The sequence below is a fragment of the Bradyrhizobium sp. NC92 genome, assembly GCF_025200865.1.
Lineage (GTDB): Bacteria > Pseudomonadota > Alphaproteobacteria > Rhizobiales > Xanthobacteraceae > Bradyrhizobium.
The window spans coordinates 1514721-1531512 of record NZ_CP104171.1 but is presented as its reverse complement, the minus strand read 5'-3'; the positions used below and the strand labels follow the sequence as shown (position 1 = coordinate 1531512).

Annotated in this window: 19 protein-coding genes; 16 read left to right on the top strand and 3 right to left on the bottom strand. The window is 64.8% G+C overall.

The annotated features are described in order from the left end of the window. The first annotated feature begins 83 nt into the window (after positions 1–83). Both N2602_RS07220 and N2602_RS07215 read left to right on the top strand, forming a co-directional pair. Complete coding sequence (locus N2602_RS07220; protein WP_260382181.1) at positions 84–1196, top strand: helix-turn-helix transcriptional regulator; 1113 nt, start codon at positions 84–86, stop codon at positions 1194–1196. 312 nt (positions 1197–1508) lie between these two features. Then, positions 1509–1712: a hypothetical protein gene (locus N2602_RS07215; protein ID WP_172784677.1), complete on the top strand. Its 204-nt coding sequence runs from the start codon at positions 1509–1511 to the stop codon at positions 1710–1712. A gap of 37 nt (positions 1713–1749) precedes the next feature. Here N2602_RS07215 and N2602_RS07210 read toward each other — a convergent pair whose 3' ends face one another. Then, a complete protein-coding gene (locus N2602_RS07210) occupies positions 1750–2532 on the bottom strand; it encodes a helix-turn-helix transcriptional regulator (RefSeq protein WP_260382180.1) in 783 nt (260 codons plus the stop codon). Between the two features lie 220 nt (positions 2533–2752). Between N2602_RS07210 and N2602_RS07205 the strand changes: the two genes are divergently transcribed. From N2602_RS07205 to N2602_RS07190, 4 genes are all read left to right on the top strand, one after another. Next, a complete protein-coding gene (locus tag N2602_RS07205) occupies positions 2753–4027 on the top strand; it encodes an SDR family oxidoreductase (RefSeq protein ID WP_260382179.1) in 1275 nt (424 codons plus the stop codon). Continuing rightward, positions 4027–4506 (top strand): DUF2269 domain-containing protein, encoded by a 480-nt coding sequence (locus N2602_RS07200; protein ID WP_172784680.1) that lies wholly within the window; start codon positions 4027–4029, stop codon positions 4504–4506. Before N2602_RS07205 ends, N2602_RS07200 begins: the two co-directional genes overlap by 1 nt. A 137-nt stretch (positions 4507–4643) precedes the next feature. Next, a complete protein-coding gene (locus N2602_RS07195) occupies positions 4644–5096 on the top strand; it encodes a YidB family protein (protein WP_172784681.1) in 453 nt (150 codons plus the stop codon). 40 nt (positions 5097–5136) lie between these two features. Next, complete coding sequence (locus tag N2602_RS07190) at positions 5137–5400, top strand: GlsB/YeaQ/YmgE family stress response membrane protein (protein ID WP_172784682.1); 264 nt, start codon at positions 5137–5139, stop codon at positions 5398–5400. Between the two features lie 187 nt (positions 5401–5587). Here the strand turns inward: N2602_RS07190 and N2602_RS07185 are convergent, their stop codons facing one another. Then, a complete protein-coding gene (locus tag N2602_RS07185) occupies positions 5588–6793 on the bottom strand; it encodes an LLM class flavin-dependent oxidoreductase (protein ID WP_172784683.1) in 1206 nt (401 codons plus the stop codon). A gap of 268 nt (positions 6794–7061) precedes the next feature. Here N2602_RS07185 and napE point away from each other — a divergent pair, with 268 nt between their 5' ends. The 6 genes from napE (at position 7062) to N2602_RS07155 (ending at position 12646) form a co-directional block, all read left to right on the top strand. Continuing rightward, positions 7062–7247, top strand: coding sequence for a periplasmic nitrate reductase, NapE protein (gene napE, locus N2602_RS07180; RefSeq protein ID WP_018318384.1), 186 nt, complete (start codon positions 7062–7064; stop codon positions 7245–7247). A 26-nt stretch (positions 7248–7273) separates the two neighbouring features. Beyond that, positions 7274–7603, top strand: coding sequence for a chaperone NapD (locus N2602_RS07175; protein WP_260382178.1), 330 nt, complete (start codon positions 7274–7276; stop codon positions 7601–7603). Positions 7604–7619: 16 nt separating this feature from the next. Next, a complete protein-coding gene (napA, locus tag N2602_RS07170) occupies positions 7620–10133 on the top strand; it encodes a nitrate reductase catalytic subunit NapA (protein ID WP_172784685.1) in 2514 nt (837 codons plus the stop codon). After that, positions 10130–10600 carry a nitrate reductase cytochrome c-type subunit gene (locus N2602_RS07165; RefSeq protein WP_260382177.1) on the top strand — a complete coding sequence of 157 codons (471 nt, stop codon included), beginning with the start codon at positions 10130–10132 and terminating at the stop codon, positions 10598–10600. The genes napA and N2602_RS07165 overlap by 4 nt, the downstream gene beginning before the upstream one ends. Continuing rightward, positions 10597–11250, top strand: coding sequence for a NapC/NirT family cytochrome c (locus N2602_RS07160; protein WP_172784687.1), 654 nt, complete (start codon positions 10597–10599; stop codon positions 11248–11250). The genes N2602_RS07165 and N2602_RS07160 overlap by 4 nt, the downstream gene beginning before the upstream one ends. A gap of 280 nt (positions 11251–11530) precedes the next feature. After that, complete coding sequence (locus N2602_RS07155) at positions 11531–12646, top strand: ATP-dependent RecD-like DNA helicase (protein WP_260382176.1); 1116 nt, start codon at positions 11531–11533, stop codon at positions 12644–12646. 130 nt (positions 12647–12776) lie between these two features. Here the strand turns inward: N2602_RS07155 and N2602_RS07150 are convergent, their stop codons facing one another. Then, positions 12777–14465: a caspase family protein gene (locus N2602_RS07150; protein WP_260382175.1), complete on the bottom strand. Its 1689-nt coding sequence runs from the start codon at positions 14463–14465 to the stop codon at positions 12777–12779. Positions 14466–14731: 266 nt separating this feature from the next. Between N2602_RS07150 and msrA the strand changes: the two genes are divergently transcribed. The 4 genes from msrA to N2602_RS07130 all read left to right on the top strand — a co-directional run bounded on the left by msrA (position 14732) and on the right by N2602_RS07130 (position 16663). Then, complete coding sequence (gene msrA / locus N2602_RS07145; protein WP_172784690.1) at positions 14732–15436, top strand: peptide-methionine (S)-S-oxide reductase MsrA; 705 nt, start codon at positions 14732–14734, stop codon at positions 15434–15436. 30 nt (positions 15437–15466) lie between these two features. Then, positions 15467–15886, top strand: coding sequence for a peptide-methionine (R)-S-oxide reductase MsrB (gene msrB / locus N2602_RS07140; RefSeq protein ID WP_212254324.1), 420 nt, complete (start codon positions 15467–15469; stop codon positions 15884–15886). A gap of 106 nt (positions 15887–15992) precedes the next feature. After that, entirely contained in the window at positions 15993–16157 is a 165-nt protein-coding gene (locus N2602_RS07135; RefSeq protein ID WP_172784692.1) for a DUF3309 family protein, read from the top strand. A 212-nt stretch (positions 16158–16369) separates the two neighbouring features. Beyond that, positions 16370–16663 (top strand): hypothetical protein, encoded by a 294-nt coding sequence (locus tag N2602_RS07130; RefSeq protein WP_024337713.1) that lies wholly within the window; start codon positions 16370–16372, stop codon positions 16661–16663. The last annotated feature ends 129 nt before the right edge of the window (positions 16664–16792 follow it).

Sequence of the window (16792 nt, the reverse complement as noted above, 5' to 3'; positions counted from 1 at the left end):
GACGAGCAAAGCACGAACGCTCCTGCAAAGATGCACGCCGTGCGTCTGAAAGATCGGTCGAATCTGATGGGTCCAGCGCAGCAATGACGGGCATCGATTTCGAGCAGATCGTGGACCGCATCCACGAGGCAGCGACCGTTCCGGAGCTCTGGCCTGATGTCCTGGAGCAAATCGCACATGCCGCGGGCGCGCATGGCATGGTCATGATCACCACGGACTCCGATCAGTGGTCCGGTGTCTGGAATGGTGTCGTGACGTCGCCGTCGATCCGCGAGGCCTTCTCGGCGTTCCTGCGTAGCGACCTCTCCAGCCGGACGGAGACGACGCCGAGACTCCTGGCGCTTGATCATCCAGGCTTCGTCGGCGAGCAGGAGGTGTTTTCGCCGGAAGAATGGGACCGCGATCCATATCGGGTGGAATGGAACAAGAAGTGGGGCTTCGAGCATGCTTGCGCGACGGCGGTCCGCAGCCCGTCCGGTGAGATCATCGTCTTCCACATGGAAAGACTGGCCGGCCGGCCCGCCTTTTCGCGGCAGGACCTCGATTTTCTCGACCGCTTTCGCCCCCATCTCGCGCGGGCAGCTTTGCTGTCGACGCGCTGGCGCCTCACCCGGATGCGGGCGGCAACCGAGGCGTTGTCGCTGGTCGGCCTACCGGCCCTCGCGATCACGCGCTCCGGGCGGGTTCTGGCCGCGAACGCCTTGATCGAAGCCATGACGGATGTTCTGCAATGGCTGCCGAAGGACCGGATCGCCATCAGGGACCGCGCGGCCGACACCCTGCTGCGCTCCGGCCTTGCTCAACTCGATGCGCCGAACAAGGCTGTATGCTCCTTCGCCGCGCGTCGCACCAGCGATCTCGATCGGGTGGTCCTTCATCTCGTTGCGATGCCGGGCGAAGCCCGCGATCTCTTCGATGGGGCGGTTGGCCTTCTCATCGCGACACCGGTCGCTGCCTCGCAAGCACCGAGCCTTGCCCTCATTCGTGGCCTGTTCGATCTCACCCCGAGCGAAGCGCGCGTTGCGCGCGGAATTGCGCAAGGACAGACGATCGGCGACATCGCCGCGCATCACGGACTCAGCCGCGAAACCATCCGCACGCAGGTCAAGGCCGTCCTCGCCAAGACGGGAACGCGGAACCAGAAGAGCGCAGCTGCACTCTTCGGCGCGATCCCCAAATTGCCGCTGAGGGACTGACGCCAGACTTGTCGCCCGTGACTCGTAGCAGCGGCCTGCGCGCACGCCTCGTCCTTCGAGACGGCGCTGACGCGCCTCCTCAGGATGAGGCTCATCGGCTTCAGTTCTCGTTGAAACTGCTGCCGCGAACTCTATCCTCATCCTGAGGAGCCCGCCTTAAGCGGGCGTCTCGAAGGATGGCCGCAGGAAAAAGCTCTGCAACAGCCTGCCCCGGCAGGAGCAAGCTCCGCTTCACCCAAATGGGTGAAGACACAGGCCGACGCTCCGGGTTCAACTCCGCCCAAATTGGATCTCTGGCGAGAAGCGGCGGCGATGGCGGGACCGGAATTTCCGATTTTCGAGATGACCCTGGCGCAGCGCAGGCGCAGGAAATGGAACTGGAGCGTCTGCACCGTTCAAGGGGCGGTCGTGATGCAGGGCCGGGAATCCAGCCGAGCGGCCGCAAAGTACCGGGCCGAACGAGCGCTTTTCATGCTGCTGCTCACCGCGCCCTATCGTTCGCGACTTTCCGCATAGCAAGGCGCTCGTCGAGCGCTGCAGGGTTGCCGACGCCTTAGTTCATGCTGCGCGTCAGCAGGCGCAACACGATCGCAAACAATTCGCTCTGCGAGGAGATGCCGAGCCGCTCATAGGCGCGCTTGCGGTAGGTCAGGGTCGAATGCAGGCTGATGCCGAGCGCTTGCGAGATCGCCTCCGAGCTGAAGCCTGCGAGGATGCGGCGGCAGACCTCCTGCTCGCGCGGCGTCAGCGCGGAGAGCGGCGCGCGCGTGGCGAACAACGCGGCGATGTTCTGGTCGGGTGTCGCGGTCTCCGTCTGCTGGAAATGGCGGGCGACGCTGGCTGCGATCGCCGGCGCGATCGTCCCGAGCCGGTGGCGCTGGGCGGCGCTGAAGCGGCCCTGCGCGGCGATGCGGTAGAAATTGACGTAGAAGCAGGTATCGCCGGCCCAGATCGCGGTCGCGCATTTGTCGACGATGCCGGAATCCTGGAAGAAGATTTTTCGGTAACGCGCCCCGTACATGCGCGGCGCGAAGTGGGGCAGCACGATCGGCGCGCCGCCCTCGCCTTCGAACAGCGCGTCGCGGTTGGGATCCGTTTCGTGAAACTGGCCGGCATAGGCGGCGCCGAGATCGCCGCCGATCGGGATGTTGCCGGCATCGAGCAGGCAGCTTGCCGCGCCGGCCCGGCTCAGCGCGAACACCATGCAATGGCCGACGTCCGCCTGCCGGCGCAGCGTGTCGATGAGAACGTTTGGAAAATTCGAGCGGCCGATGGCGAGCACCGCGGGCGTGACATCGCCGGCAGCAAAGCCTGAACCTGTCCCGTTGGGCGGCATCGCTCTCTCCCGGTCGCCTTCCTTATGGCTTGTGCCGATTTGTAGCAGCAGCTCTCGATGACGTGAATGACTCATCTGCCTCAGGTCTTGCGGCATAGAGCCAGCCTGGTTCGTGGGGCTAACCGGTTCCGCCTGAAGGAACAAGTGCGGTGGCCCCGCCTTGTCCGTCCGATGAGATCAGCCGTTTGTCGGCATTCGGTTGCCGATCGAAGGAGGAGTCATGCGAATTCTCCTCGTTGGCGGTACAGGGTTTCTCGGCTCGGCGATCCACGCCAGGCTGTCGGCCGAAGGCTACGAATGTATGTCGGTGTCGCGCCACCCGGCAGCAGAGCGCGATCGGCGCCATACCAGCCTCGACGTCGCCCGCACAACCGATTCCTCGCAATGGAAGGACGTCCTTGCGGGCGTCGATGCGGTGATCAACCTGGCCGGAGCGCTCCAGGGACGGGATCTACACGGGGTTCATGTCGCCGGAAGCGCGGCACTCTACAGCGCCTGCGAAAGCGCAGGCGTCCGCCGCGTCGTCCTGTTCTCGGCCATCGGCAGCAATGTCGATGCCCCCAGCGATTTTTCTCGTACCAAGCGGGAGGGCGAAGCCGCCTTGATGGCGCGCGACCTCGATTGGGTCATCCTGCGACCCTCCGTCGTGATCGGCCGCGCCGCCTCTGGCGGCAGCGCGCTGTTGCGAGGACTGGCGGCGCTGCCGATTCTACCGGTCGTGCCCGACACGGCGGCGATTCAACCGGTGCATCTCGACGACGTCGTTGAGACCGTGCTGTTCTTTCTGCAGCCGGGCGCGCCTTGCCGCATCGCCATCGATCTGGCCGGCCCACGGCAGATCGCCTTCAGCGACGCGGTTGGGCTGTTTCGGACCTGGCTGCGCTGGAGGCCGGCGTACCGCCTGCAGCTGCCATCCTGGGCAGCTTCGGTTGCTTTCCGCGCGGGGGACGTTGCGCAGATGCTGGGATGGCGAACGCCCATCAACACGACGGCACAGGCGGAAATGCGCCGCGGTGCGACCGGCGATCCCGAGCCCTGGCGTCGATTGACCGGCACTCCACCGCGCGATCTCGAAGTCGCGCTCGCACGCGAGCCTGCGTCGGTGCAAGAACGATGGTTTGCACGGCTGTATACGCTCAAGCCGCTGATCTTCGGCGTCTTCGGCGCGTTTTGGATCGCCACAGGCATCATCTCGCTGAGCGCGGGCTGGAATATCGGCATGTCGTTGCTGCTTGAAGGCGGGCTGCAAGGGAACGTCGCGGCGCTCGTCGTCACCGCGGGCGCGCTCGCCGACATCGTCATCGGCCTTGCCATTCTCTGGCGGCCTCTGAGCCGCTACGGACTCTGGGCGGCACTGATCATCTCGCTCACCTATGCCGTGATCGGCACCGTCCTGGTGCCGCGACTGTGGGCCGATCCGCTGGGACCGATGCTGAAGATCTGGCCGGTGATCATGCTCAACCTGGTCGCCATGGCGATCCGGGAGGATCGCTGATGCTCTACTTCCTCGTGAAGATGGCGCACATCATCGGCGCTGCCGTGCTGCTCGGCACCGGGGCCGGGATCGCCTTCTTCATGCTGGTGGCGCATCTGCGCGGCGACCCGCGCGAGATCGCCGGGGTTGCGCGGACGGTGGTGCTGGCCGACTTCCTGTTCACGGCGAGTGCCGTGATCCTGCAGCCAATCACCGGCACGTGGCTCGCCTGGTCGAGCGGGTATTCCCTCGGCGACGGCTGGGTGGCGGCGTCGATTGCACTGTATCTCGTGACCGGCGCCTTCTGGCTGCCGGTAGTGTGGATGCAGATGCAGATGCGCGATCTCGCCGTCGCAGCGGTCGCTAGCAACAGCGAGCTGCCCGCCCGCTATAACCATCTCTTCCGATGGTGGTTCGCCTTCGGCTTTCCGGCTTTCGCGGCCGTGCTGATCATCTTCTGGCTGATGATCGCCCGTCCGGCCATTCCATTCTGGGATTAGATCGGCGCCTTCCAGCTTGATTGGCTTCTCATTGCGCCTGCTTCCAAATGACCGGCGCCGGATTCGGCAAGCTTCAGGAACAGAACCGGACCGGCCGAGTTCGACCTGTTTGGCGCTACATACAATGGAGTTACACGATGAGCCGCGGAATGCCGTCGATGACCGCACTTCTCGGACTGCTCGCAATCGCGGGATATCAGAATCGGGACAAGCTGGCGGAGTTGCTCAGAGGTCCGGGGGCCGGATCCCTCGAACCGTCCAGCGGCCAACAACCGCTTGGCGGCCTGCTCGGAAACCTGACTGGCATGCTGAGCGGGGCCGGGGTTGGAGGACTATTGCAGGGAGGAATTGGCGAGCTGCTGGAGAGATTCAACCAAAACGGCCACGGTGATGCAGCCCAGTCGTGGGTCGGCACGGGGCCGAACAAGGACATCTCGCCCCCGCAATTGCGGGAAGCAATCGGGCCCGACGTGCTGGACAAACTCGAGAAGGAGACCGGGCTTTCGCAAGAGGAAATTCTCGCGAGGCTCTCGCGCGAGCTGCCGCAGGCGGTCGACAAGTACACGCCCGAGGGGCGTCTGCCGAGCTGACGGCCTCGTCATTGTCGCCATTGATCAGGAGGAGTGGAGAATGGGAATTATTTGGACGATCATCATCGGCTTTATCGCGGGCATTATCGCGAAATTCATCATGCCGGGTGACAATGAACCCTCCGGGTTCATTCTCACGACCATCCTGGGCATCGTTGGTGCCTTCGTTGCCACTTACCTTGGCCAGGCCCTAGGCTGGTACCGTCCTGGAGAGGGTGCCGGGCTGATCGGCGCGGTCGTCGGCGCCATCATCGTCCTCTTTGTGTATGGTCTCTTCGCCGGACGACAACGGCGCGCGATCTGAAGAGCAGCAGGCCGGCCCGGTCGGTGGCGACCTGCGTGCGAGCCGATGAGACCTGCCCAAATCCCAGCGGGCGAAGGGGCGCCATTGACCGCAGCCCCTTCGCTTTCTTCGTCTCAAGGAGACTGCACCCCGGCTCGGGCAGCTGCCGCAGCAGCGCCAGGAAGCAGGGCCTGTCGTTGCTTACACGCTACCCCGCCGCCGCCTTCGCGGGTGCCACGTTGATCGCCAGCTTGCCATAGCGGTCCGTAAAGGCCTCGGTGTCGATCTCTTCCAGCTCGATCTCGCCCCTCATCACGCCCTGCTTCCAAGCCGCCTGCGCCGGATCGTCCTGGAACTCCGGCATCACCTCGCGGCCGAACAGCTCGAGCGATTCGCAGATGTGCTCGTGGCTGTTCTTGCCGGCCTGGTTGAGCAGGATGACCTGGTCGATATGCGAGGATTGGAAGCGCTTCAGCTTCTTCCGGATCGTCTCGGGCGAGCCGATCAGGCCGCCGCGCAGCGCCGCCTCCTGGGCTTGCGGATTGTCGCGCTTCCACTTGTTGTACTCGTCCCACATGTTGACGGTGTAGGGCGCGGGACGCTGGCGGTTCTGCGCGGCGCCGTAGAAACGCAGCGCGAACTGGAAGAAGGTGGCGCCGTCGGCCCGGGCGCGCGCCTCTTCATCGGTCTTGGCGCACATGAAGAACGAGACCAGCGCCATGTTGGGATTGATCTCGTAGTCGGCGAGCCTGTGCAAACGCTTGGTGATGGCGTTGTAATAGGCGTGCACCCAGGCGTGCGCGGCATCGGCGCTGACGAACTGGAAGCCGAGCGCGCCGAAACCGTGGCGGCCGGCGCGCTCGATGGTCGGCAGCTGCGAGCAGGCCATCCATAGCGGCGGGTGTGGCTTCTGCACCGGCTTCGGCACCACATTGCGCAAGGGGATGTCGAAATATCTACCGTGATGCTCGCTGCCGGCGTCCTTGAACATCGGGAAGATCGCCGCGACCGCCTCCTCGAACACCTCCTTCTTGGTCTCCATGTCACGGCCGAACGGCTCCAGCTCGGTGATCGAGGCACTCTCGCCCATGCCGAACTCACAGCGGCCGTTCGAGAGCAGATCCAGCACCGCGACACGCTCGGCGACGCGCGCCGGATGATTGGTGGTGAGCTGGAGGATGCCGTGGCCGAGCCGGATGTTCTTGGTGCGCTGGCTTGCCGCAGCCAGGAACGATTCCGGCGAGGGCGAGTGCGAATATTCCTCGAGGAAGTGATGCTCGACCACCCAGGCATGGTCGTAGCCGAGCCTGTCGGCGAGCTCCATCTGCGAGAGCGCATTCTGATAGAGGGCGAGCTCGTCGCCGGCCACCCAGGGCCGCGGCAGCTGCAGCTCGTAGAAGATGCCGAACTTCATGGCGTTGCTCTCTCCCGCTTGTTCTTGTTGAGCTCATCTTAATGGGTGAGGCGAAGCTGTCTACGCAGTGGCAATTCCGCTGCGCGAGAGAATGATTTCGTCGCCCGGCCTGCGGGGCGGGGCTCGTCTTGCCCCGGGCGCTGCGACATCCGCGCAAGCGGCAGGTTGATCCAGATCAACGCCGTGGCGGCCCGGATGCATCAGAAGTGCAGCAAGGCAACGGCCCGGATGCCGTCCCGATTCCCATCCCATCCCGAAGAGACCGAATATGTCGGCCCCTGACGACACGACGTCGCGCGTGCGCCGTAAGCGCATGGAGATTTTTGCGTTCCTGTTCCTGACCGCGATCGTGATGCCCGTCCTCGCGGTCGGGACGGTCGGCTCCTATGGGCTCGGCGTCTGGATCTACCAGATGTTCGCCGGCCCTCCGGGCCCGCCACCTTCCCCGCATTGATCCGCTCAAAGCGAAAGACAGGCATCATGGCCCAAGCCACATTCAAAAGCGCCAAGCTCAACCGCCGCGCCCTGATCACCGGCCGCGTGCTCGCCGCCGACCGCATCGTGACGCCGCCGGGCGCCGAGATCGCCAGCATCATCGTGCAGGCGCGGCCCGAGCGCCTTGCCGAACTGGAAGCGGAGATCGCAGCGCTTCCCGGCTGCGAGATCCATGCCCGCGACGCGCGCGGAAAGCTCGTCGTCGTCGCCGAAGCGCCGGATGCCGGCAGCCTCGGCACCATGCTCAACACCATCCAGTCGCTGCAGCACGTCTATTCCGCGGCGCTGGTGTTCCATGCCATCGAAACGACTTAAGGGCCGGAGAGCCATCATGACATCGCCGAAGCTCGACCGCCGCCAGATGCTCAAGCTCGAAGCCGCCGCGATCGCCGCGGCTGCCGCCGGCCTTCCCGCACCGGCGCTCGCCGCCAACCTCGCCGCCGAGCGGGAGGTGAGCGAATTGAAATGGGACAAGGCCGCCTGCCGCTTCTGCGGTACCGGCTGTTCGGTGATGGTCGCGACCAAGGACAACCGCGTCGTCGCCACCCACGGCGACATCAAGGCCGAGGTCAATCGCGGCCTCAACTGCGTCAAGGGCTACTTCCTCTCCAAGATCATGTACGGCCACGACCGCCTGACGCAGCCGATGCTGCGTAAGACCAATGGCAAGTACGACAAGAACGGCGACTTCACGCCGGTGTCCTGGACCGAAGCCTTCGACATCATGGAGCTGAAGTGGAAGGAGGCGATCAAGAAGCGCGGGCCGAACGGCGTCGCCATGTTCGGCTCCGGCCAGTGGACGATCTGGGAGGGCTATGCGGCGTCAAAGCTGTTCAAGGCCGGCTTCCGAACCAACAACATCGACCCCAATGCGCGGCACTGCATGGCCTCGGCGGTCGCCGGCATGATGCGCACCTTCGGCATCGACGAGCCGGCCGGCTGCTATGACGACATCGAGGCCACCGACGCCTTCGTGCTGTGGGGCTCCAACATGGCGGAGATGCACCCGATCCTGTGGACGCGCGTCGCCGACCGCCGGCTGTCCGCGCCGCATGTCCGCGTCGCCGTGCTCTCCACCTTCGAGCACCGCTCGTTCGACCTTGCCGACATCGGCATGGTGTTCGTGCCGCAGACCGACCTCTACATCCTCAACGCCATCGCCAACCACATCATCAAGACCGGTCGCGTCAACAAGGATTTCGTCGCCGCGCATACCGTGTTCAAGCGCGGCCAGACCGACATCGGCTACGGATTGCGGCCGGAACACCCGCTGCAGAAGAAGGCGACGGGCGCCGCCAAGGCCAACGACTCCACCGACATGAGCTATGACGAGTTCGTCAAGTTCGTCTCGGAGTATACGCTGGAGAAGGCGGCGCAGATGTCGGGCGTGCCGCTGAACCGGCTCGAAGCACTGGCCGAGCTCTATGCCGATCCGAAGACGAAGGTGGTCTCGTTCTGGACCATGGGCTTCAACCAGCACACCCGCGGCGTCTGGTGCAACAACCTCGTCTACAACATCCATCTTCTGACCGGAAAGATCTCCGCGCCCGGCAACAGCCCGTTCTCGCTGACGGGCCAGCCCTCAGCCTGCGGCACCGCGCGCGAGGTCGGCACCTTCTCGCACCGCCTGCCCGCCGACATGGTGGTGACCAACAAGGCGCATCGCGACCACGCCGAACACATCTGGCAGCTGCCGGAAGGCACCATTCCGGACAAGCCCGGCGCCCACGCCGTGCTGCAAAGCCGGATGCTGAAGGACGGCCTGATCAACGCCTATTGGGTCCAGGTCAACAACAACCTTCAGGCCGGCCCCAACGTCAACGAAGAGACCTATCCGGGCTTCCGCAACCCCGACAATTTCATCGTGGTCTCGGATGCCTATCCGACCGTGACGGCGCTCGCCGCCGATCTGATCCTGCCGACCGCGATGTGGGTGGAGAAGGAAGGCGCCTACGGCAATGCCGAGCGGCGCACGCAGTTCTGGCACCAGCTCGTCACCGCGCCGGGCGAAGCCAAATCCGATCTCTGGCAGCTCATGGAATTTTCAAAACGCTTCAAGATCGAGGAGGTCTGGCCCGCGGAGCTGATCGCCAAGAAGCCGGAATATCGCGGCAAGACGCTGTTCGACGTCCTCTACAAGAACGGCCTGGTCGACAAATTCCCCGTGACGGAGGTCGAACAAGGCTACGCCAACGAGGAAGCCAAGGCGTTCGGCTTCTACGTGCAGAAGGGACTGTTCGAGGAATATGCCCAGTTCGGCCGCGGCCACGGCCACGACCTCGCGCCATTCGACACCTATCACAGGGAGCGCGGCCTGCGCTGGCCCGTCGTCAACGGCCAGGAGACGAAGTGGCGCTTCCGCGAAGGCAGCGACCCCTACGTCAAGCAGGGCACCAACGTGCAGTTCTACGGCTATCCCGACGGCAAGGCGCGCATCTTCGCGCTGCCCTACGAGCCGGCGGCGGAATCGCCCGACAACGAATATCCCTACTGGCTCTCGACCGGCCGTGTGCTGGAGCACTGGCATTCCGGCACCATGACGCGCCGCGTGCCCGAGCTGTTCAAGGCCTTTCCCGAAGCCGTCTGCTTCATGCATCCGGACGATGCGCAGGACATGAAGCTGCGACGCGGCGACGAGGTGAAGGTGGTCTCCCGCCGCGGCTTCATCCGCGCCCGCCTCGAGACGCGTGGCCGCGACCGGCCGCCGCGCGGCCTCGTGTTCGTGCCGTGGTTCGACGAATCCAAGCTGATCAACAAGGTGACGCTCGACGCCACCGATCCGATCTCGCTGCAGACCGATTTCAAGAAATGCGCCGTGCGCATCGAGCGGGTGAACATGTCATGATGAAACGATCCGCAATCGTCCTGCTCGCCTTCGCGGTCGCAGCGGGGACGGGCTCGCTGACGGCGCAGACCGTGACCTCCGGCCTGCGCGGCCCGACCCCGCTCAACGACGAGGGCCCGGCGCCGCCGATGCTGCCGAACCGCAACACCTCCGAGAAGGAGGTGCGCAACTATCCGGAGCAGCCGCCCGTCATCCCGCACAACATCGACGGCTATCAGGTCGATCTCAACGGCAACAAATGCCTGTCCTGCCACGCGCGGGCGCGCACCGCCGAGTCGCAGGCGCCGATGGTCTCGATCACGCACTTCATGGATCGCGACGGCCAGTTCCTGGCTTCGGTCTCGCCGCGCCGCTTCTTCTGCACCGAATGCCACGTGCCGCAGAACACCGCCAATCCGCCGGTCAGCAACGACTTTACCGACATCGACACGCTGCTGTCGCGTGCAAGTCCGGGTGGCCGGCGATGACGACGACTGCTGACGAGCCCAATGCGGAGCTGAAGGCCAAGCGCGGCTTCATCGCGCGCAGCTGGGCATTTCTGCTCGAGCTCTGGCAGGTGCTGACCCGGCCGAGCTCGGTGTTCGCCCTCGGCACCCTGGTGCTGGCCGGTTTCGTCGCCGGCGTGATCTTCTGGGGCGGCTTCAACACCGCGCTGGAAATCACCAACACCGAAAAATTCTGCACCGGTTGCCACGAGATGAAGGACAACGTCTACGCCGAGCTGAAGTCGACCATCCACTTCTCCAACCGCTCCGGCGTGCGCGCGACCTGCCCGGACTGCCACGTGCCGCACAACTGGACCGACAAGATCGCGCGCAAGATGCAGGCCTCCAAGGAGGTCTGGGGCAAGATCTTCGGCACGATCGACACGAGAGAGAAATTTAGGGATCACCGGCTCGAGCTCGCCGCGCACGAATGGGCGCGCTTCAAGGCCAATGATTCCCTGGAATGCCGCAACTGTCACAGCGCCGATTCCATGGACATCACCAAGCAGTCGCCGCGGGCCTCGGTGGCGCACCAGCGCTTCCTGTTCACCAAGGAAAAGACCTGCATCGACTGCCACAAGGGCATCGCCCACCAGCTGCCCGACATGCGCGGCGTTCCGGGCTGGCAGTAGGGGCGGCCTGTTGAGCTCAGGCTCGCTTATAGCGGGGCCCGAGCAAGCGCCTCGTCCTTCGAGACGGCTGCTTCGCAGCCTCCTCAGGATGAGGCTAAGCAGCATCTAGCCTTTTGAAACTAGCGCCACACACTCCGCCCTCATCCTGAGGGCCCGCCAAAGGCGGGCGTCTCGAAGGATGGGCCGCGGGGAACGGCCTCCCTGCGCTTGAACGGGCGGGGCGAATGGTTAGTTTTGGGGGAAGGCGAATCGCCTCATTCGCCGCTCCCTCAAGACAGACATGGCCACTTTCACCCCGCATCAGGATGCTGCGCTCAAAGCCGTCGGCGATTGGCTCAAGGCCAGGCCGGGACGCGGCGGCACGCCGCCGGTGTTCCGCCTGTTCGGCTTTGCCGGCACCGGCAAGACCACGCTGGCGCGGCACATCGCCGAGGGCGTCGACGGCGAGGTGAAGTTCGCCGCCTTCACCGGCAAGGCGGCCCTCGTCATGCGCAACAAGGGCTGCGACGGCGCCTCCACCATCCATTCGCTGATCTACCGCGCCCGCGAATCCGGCGAGGAGCAGCCGAGCTTCGAATTGTGGGACGATGCGCCGGCCTCGAAGGCGAAGCTGATCGTGATCGACGAATGCTCGATGGTCGATGCCGAACTGGGTCGCGACCTGATGTCGTTCGACTGTCCTCTCCTCGTGCTGGGCGATCCCGCGCAGCTGCCGCCGATCCAGGGCGGCGGCTTCTTCACCAACACCACACCCGACGCGATGCTGACCGAGGTGCATCGCCAGGCCGAAGACGACCCGATCGTGCGGATGTCGATGGACGTGCGCGAGGGCCGCGAGCTCGACATCGGCCGCTACGGCGAGAGCGAGGTGGTGTCGCGGAAGGAGCTCGACCCCGATCGCGTCATGGGCGCCGACCAGATCCTGGTCGGCCGCAACAACACGCGCCGCGCCTACAACATGCGGGTGCGCCAGCGCCAGAACATCGAGGATCAATTTCCGGTCGCCGGCGACAAGCTGGTGTGCCTGCGCAACAACCGCAAGAAGGGCCTGTTCAACGGCGGCCTGTGGCGCGTGAAGTCGCGCAACACCTCGCGCTCGAAATCGCGCATCCTCTCGATGCGGCTGTCGCCGGACGAGGATTTCGGCCACAAGGTGACCAAGGTCTCGGTGCGCGCCGATTGCTTCGAGGGCGGCGTCGAGCAGATCGCCTGGGAGCAGCGCAAGCCCTATGACGAGTTCGACTACGGCTACGTGCTGACCGTGCACAAGTCGCAGGGCTCGCAATGGGACGATGTCGTGCTGTTCGACGAGAGCTTTGCGTTCCAGGATTCGCGGGCACGGTGGCTGTACACGGGGATCACGCGGGCGGCGAAGCGGTTGAGCATCGTCGTCTAGAGTCCGCTGCCGTAGGGTGGGCAAAGCGCAGCGTGCCCACGCACTATTGCTTGAGGAGAGAGATCGTGGGCACGGCGCGTTGCGCCTTTGCCCACCCTACGGCACCGCAGATGTGGCGCGAGTATTCCCCTCACTTCCCCGCGACGAAGTAAAAATCCTCCCGCCCCGGCGGCGATCCATATGTGAACGGCTGCTGCTCGTGCTTGGTCGCGGCCCAGACGTCGTCGCGGACGATGTCGAACAATTTTCGGATCTCGACGCGCGGCTGCTTGATCTCGCGGGCGAGCGCGGTAGCGAACGGGCTGTTGGCGGCACCGTCGCCGTCCATCGCGGTCTCGCCGTGCTTGGCGGCGTAGACCACCATGAAGCCGGCACCGGGCTCGATGTTGGAAAAGCCCTTCTCCACCAGCTTCAGCGACAGGGTGCGTTGCATGGCCGGCGCGAACGGATTGTCGCGGCAGGCATCGAGGACAACGAGGCGGACTTTCCGCGCGGCGCCGACCGCAGCGATCACCTGCTCGAGCGCGACGGCCTCGGTCTCGGCGTCCTTGTCGGCGGTGAGCCTGGCGTCGACCGGAACGAGATAGTTCACCCCGCCGATCTCAAAACCATGGCCGGCATAATAGACCACGGCCCAATCGGCTTTTTCCGCTTCCTCGGAGAAGGCCTTCAGGGTCTGAAAGAACGTATCGCGGGTGAGGTCCTTGGTGTCGAGCACGGTCTGGAAGCCGAGGTCGCGCAGCACGCCCGCGATCAGCTTCGAATCGCGCGGCGGATTGGGCAGCGGGTGGGCGTTCTTGTAGGCGCCGTTGCCGATCACAAGCGCGACGCGACGGCCGGTCGTCGCGCTCGCCGCTTCTTTCGGCGACAGGGCGGCGAGCCGCTCCTGCGCGATGGCGCGGGCGCGCGCAACCTCGGTGTCGTCGAACCTCGTCAGCGAATAGGCCGCGGCGCGATAATCGGCGCGGGCCTGCGCGAGATCCTTCCGCCGCTCGTAGATCTGGCCGCGGCCGGCATGGGCGCGGACGTTGTTCGGGTTGATCTGGATGGCCGTGTTGTAATCCTTCAGCGCGGCCTCGAGGTCGCCCTTCATCATGCTGACGTCGGCGCGGTTGTTGATCGCGAACACGTTCCTGGGCTGCTTCTCGATCAGGCCGTTGCAATCGGCCAGGGCGCGGTCGAACTTGCCCATCATGCCGTAGGTGACGCAGCGATTGCCGGCGATCTGCGGCGCGGCCGCATCAATCTTCTCGGCCTCGGCGAAATCGGCGATGGCGCCGTCGAAATCCTTCATCAGCGTGCGCGCGCGGGCGCGATTGGTCCAGGCGAGCAGGAATTTGGGCGTGTACTTGATCGACAGGCTGAAATCGTCGATCGCGCTCTGCAGCGCGCCGCGGCGCGCGTGGATGACGCCGCGGTTGTTGTAGGGAACGCCATAGGCCGGGCGCTTCTGGAGCGCGAGGTTGTAGTCGGCCATCGCGAGATCCTCCTGTCCGCTGCGCTCATAGGCGAGGCCGCGCAGGTTGAGCGCGACGACGTTATCCGGATCGAGGTCGATGGCCATGGACAGCGTCTCGATCGCGTGGACATGGTCGCGCTTGTTGAGCAGGATATTGCCGCGCACGGACAGGGCGATCGCCTTGTCCTTGCCGGTGAGACGATCGGCGTTCAGCAGGTTCTCGCAAACCGTAGCGCGGGCCTGCAGCTCGGCCTGACGGTCGCGGCACAAAGCGAGATCGTCGCCGGGTTGGGGATCGGCCGCGGCACTGCAAGTGCCGGCGGCGAGGACGGCGAGGATCAGGAATACGACGCGCAGCATGTTGTCAGGCCAGCTCCAGCCACCATTTGGTCGATCGTCGATCGCGCCGGTTCATCTAGCGCGGAGTTCCGCACCCCGCCAAGCGGGCCGGTTGCCGCGTCACCCCTGCGCGTCCTCACGGTCTCGTGTCCGCCCCGGCGTAACGATCGGCGGCTCGGCCCGTATCTCGGATGATGCGAAAACGTGGCCGGGCAGGCTGTTCGCCCGGTCCCGTCCACCCTAGACTGTCAGACCTCCCAAAAGAGGATTGCCGAAAGAGGATTGCCATGCGCCGAACCGCCCTCGCCACCCTGCTCGCCGCAACCACCGCCGTGACGCTGGCTTTCTTGATGCCGTCCCGGGCCGCGGAGGAGGCGGTCGTGATCCCAGCTCCCGCATTGGACGCTTCGCCCGCAAGCGGCATCCAGACCGCCGTGCTCGCCGGCGGCTGCTTCTGGGGCGTGCAAGGCGTCTTCCAGCACACGGCCGGCGTGGTCAACGCGGTGTCCGGCTATGCCGGCGGCACCAAGGCGACCGCCGACTACCAGGCGGTGTCGAGCGGCCGCACCGGCCATGCGGAATCGGTCGAGATCAAGTACGACCCGAAGAAGATCTCCTACGGCAAGATCCTCCAGATCTACTTCTCGGTGGTGCACGACCCGACCCAGCTCAACCGCCAGGGCCCCGACGTTGGCCCGCAATATCGCTCGGCCATCTTCACCACGTCGGACGAGCAGAAGAAGGTGGCGGAGGCCTATGTCGCCCAGCTCAACGGCGCGAAGGTGTTCAACAAGCCGATCGTGACCAAGATCGGCGCGCTGGAGGCGTTCTATCCGGCGGAGGCCTATCATCAGGACTATCTGACGCTGCACCCGAACCAGCCTTACATCGCCTATAACGACATCCCGAAGGTCGAGAACCTGAAAAAGCTGTTCGCGGATAACTACATTGAGAAGCCGACGCTGGTGAATGCCGGCAAGGCCACCAACTGATCGAAAGATCACCAAAGCAACGGGAGACCCATGCCCGACACCAAGACGAAAGCGACCGAGGACAAGGTCATCAAGAGCGAAGAGCAGTGGCGGCGCGAGCTATCGCCGATGCAATACGCCGTGCTGCGCGAGAAGGCGACCGAGCGTCCCTTCTCGGGCGAATATGAGCACGAGCACCGTGCCGGCACCTATGTCTGCGCCGGCTGCGGCAACGTGCTGTTCGAGTCGGATGCCAAGTTCGATTCCGGCTGCGGCTGGCCGAGCTTCACCCAGCCGGCGGCCGAGAGCCACATCGACGAGGAGCGGGACACCAGCCACGGCATGATCCGCACCGAGGTGCTCTGCTCCAAATGCAGCGGCCATCTCGGCCACGTCTTCCCCGACGGCCCCGGGCCGACCGGCCTGCGCTATTGCATCAACTCCGCGGCGCTGAAGCTCGAGCCCAAATAACGCGGCGCGCCGCCGGGTTCCCCCGTGGAACCCGGCGGCGCGATGTGCTTTTCTGCTCTGGCGGTGCGGCCGATGATCGCATTCGGCGGCCGCCAGGGAGGATGCCATGACGCTTGGGACCATCCTGATCATCCTGGTGATCATCTATCTCGTCGGCGGCCTGTCCGGACGGTTCGGCGGCTACGGCTATGGCCTTGGACATTCCGGCATGGGGATCGGCGGGGTCGTGCTGGTCATCCTGGTCGTGCTGCTGCTTCTTGGCAAAGTTTAAACCATATAAGTTATTGAAATATAAAGATTTTATTGGTCAGCGGAGCTGCCATGCGCGGATTCATCATCTCGCATCGCGGGGGTCGCATTTTTGTCAAATCGGCCTATATTAGAGGGCGACAATGACATGTGGCGGGCCCGCTCGATTGCGGCCCCTGCCCTCCCCAACCCCACGCGCTTAAAGCCCCAGAGAAGATCACGAGGTCTTTGACCATGCGTCCACTGCGTCCGTTCAACTTCAACACCTCCGCCGAGCTCTTCCCCGCCGCCATCCGCAAGAAGAAGCGCGCGGGCTTCACCTATCGCCGGTTCGGCACGGCGGCCGAGGCCGTGCAGTTCGCGATGGAGCAGTTGCCGACGGACTCGCTGAACGGCGCCTATCTCCAGGTCGAGGAAGCGCGCTTCGACCAGAACGGCATCCGCTCGCTGTACGAGAGCGATGCCTTCCCGCTGCCCCGCCGGCCCAAGCCGGCCCCGGCCGCGGAGACCGACGCCGACGCGGCGTAAGCTTTCGCAACAAAGTTCGATGTGCGCAGAAGGCGCGATGGCCGAAAGGTCGTCGCGCCTTTTGTGTTTTGGGGCTTTGTCCGGCCGTCATTGCGAGCGTAGCGAAGCAATCCAGAGTCCCTCCGCGGA

Bases quoted from the DNA above. Each gene is read 5' to 3' on its own strand.
- N2602_RS07220 (WP_260382181.1), top strand. From the start codon at position 84: ATGACGGGCATCGATTTCGAGCAGATCGTGGACCGCATCCACGAGGCA.
- N2602_RS07215 (WP_172784677.1), top strand. From the start codon at position 1,509: ATGGCGGGACCGGAATTTCCGATTTTCGAGATGACCCTGGCGCAGCGC.
- N2602_RS07210 (WP_260382180.1), bottom strand. From the start codon at position 2,532: ATGCCGCCCAACGGGACAGGTTCAGGCTTTGCTGCCGGCGATGTCACG.
- N2602_RS07205 (WP_260382179.1), top strand. From the start codon at position 2,753: ATGCGAATTCTCCTCGTTGGCGGTACAGGGTTTCTCGGCTCGGCGATC.
- N2602_RS07200 (WP_172784680.1), top strand. From the start codon at position 4,027: ATGCTCTACTTCCTCGTGAAGATGGCGCACATCATCGGCGCTGCCGTG.
- N2602_RS07195 (WP_172784681.1), top strand. From the start codon at position 4,644: ATGAGCCGCGGAATGCCGTCGATGACCGCACTTCTCGGACTGCTCGCA.
- N2602_RS07190 (WP_172784682.1), top strand. From the start codon at position 5,137: ATGGGAATTATTTGGACGATCATCATCGGCTTTATCGCGGGCATTATC.
- N2602_RS07185 (WP_172784683.1), bottom strand. From the start codon at position 6,793: ATGAAGTTCGGCATCTTCTACGAGCTGCAGCTGCCGCGGCCCTGGGTG.
- napE (WP_018318384.1), top strand. From the start codon at position 7,062: ATGTCGGCCCCTGACGACACGACGTCGCGCGTGCGCCGTAAGCGCATG.
- N2602_RS07175 (WP_260382178.1), top strand. From the start codon at position 7,274: ATGGCCCAAGCCACATTCAAAAGCGCCAAGCTCAACCGCCGCGCCCTG.
- napA (WP_172784685.1), top strand. From the start codon at position 7,620: ATGACATCGCCGAAGCTCGACCGCCGCCAGATGCTCAAGCTCGAAGCC.
- N2602_RS07165 (WP_260382177.1), top strand. From the start codon at position 10,130: ATGATGAAACGATCCGCAATCGTCCTGCTCGCCTTCGCGGTCGCAGCG.
- N2602_RS07160 (WP_172784687.1), top strand. From the start codon at position 10,597: ATGACGACGACTGCTGACGAGCCCAATGCGGAGCTGAAGGCCAAGCGC.
- N2602_RS07155 (WP_260382176.1), top strand. From the start codon at position 11,531: ATGGCCACTTTCACCCCGCATCAGGATGCTGCGCTCAAAGCCGTCGGC.
- N2602_RS07150 (WP_260382175.1), bottom strand. From the start codon at position 14,465: ATGCTGCGCGTCGTATTCCTGATCCTCGCCGTCCTCGCCGCCGGCACT.
- msrA (WP_172784690.1), top strand. From the start codon at position 14,732: ATGCGCCGAACCGCCCTCGCCACCCTGCTCGCCGCAACCACCGCCGTG.
- msrB (WP_212254324.1), top strand. From the start codon at position 15,467: ATGCCCGACACCAAGACGAAAGCGACCGAGGACAAGGTCATCAAGAGC.
- N2602_RS07135 (WP_172784692.1), top strand. From the start codon at position 15,993: ATGACGCTTGGGACCATCCTGATCATCCTGGTGATCATCTATCTCGTC.
- N2602_RS07130 (WP_024337713.1), top strand. From the start codon at position 16,370: ATGCGTCCACTGCGTCCGTTCAACTTCAACACCTCCGCCGAGCTCTTC.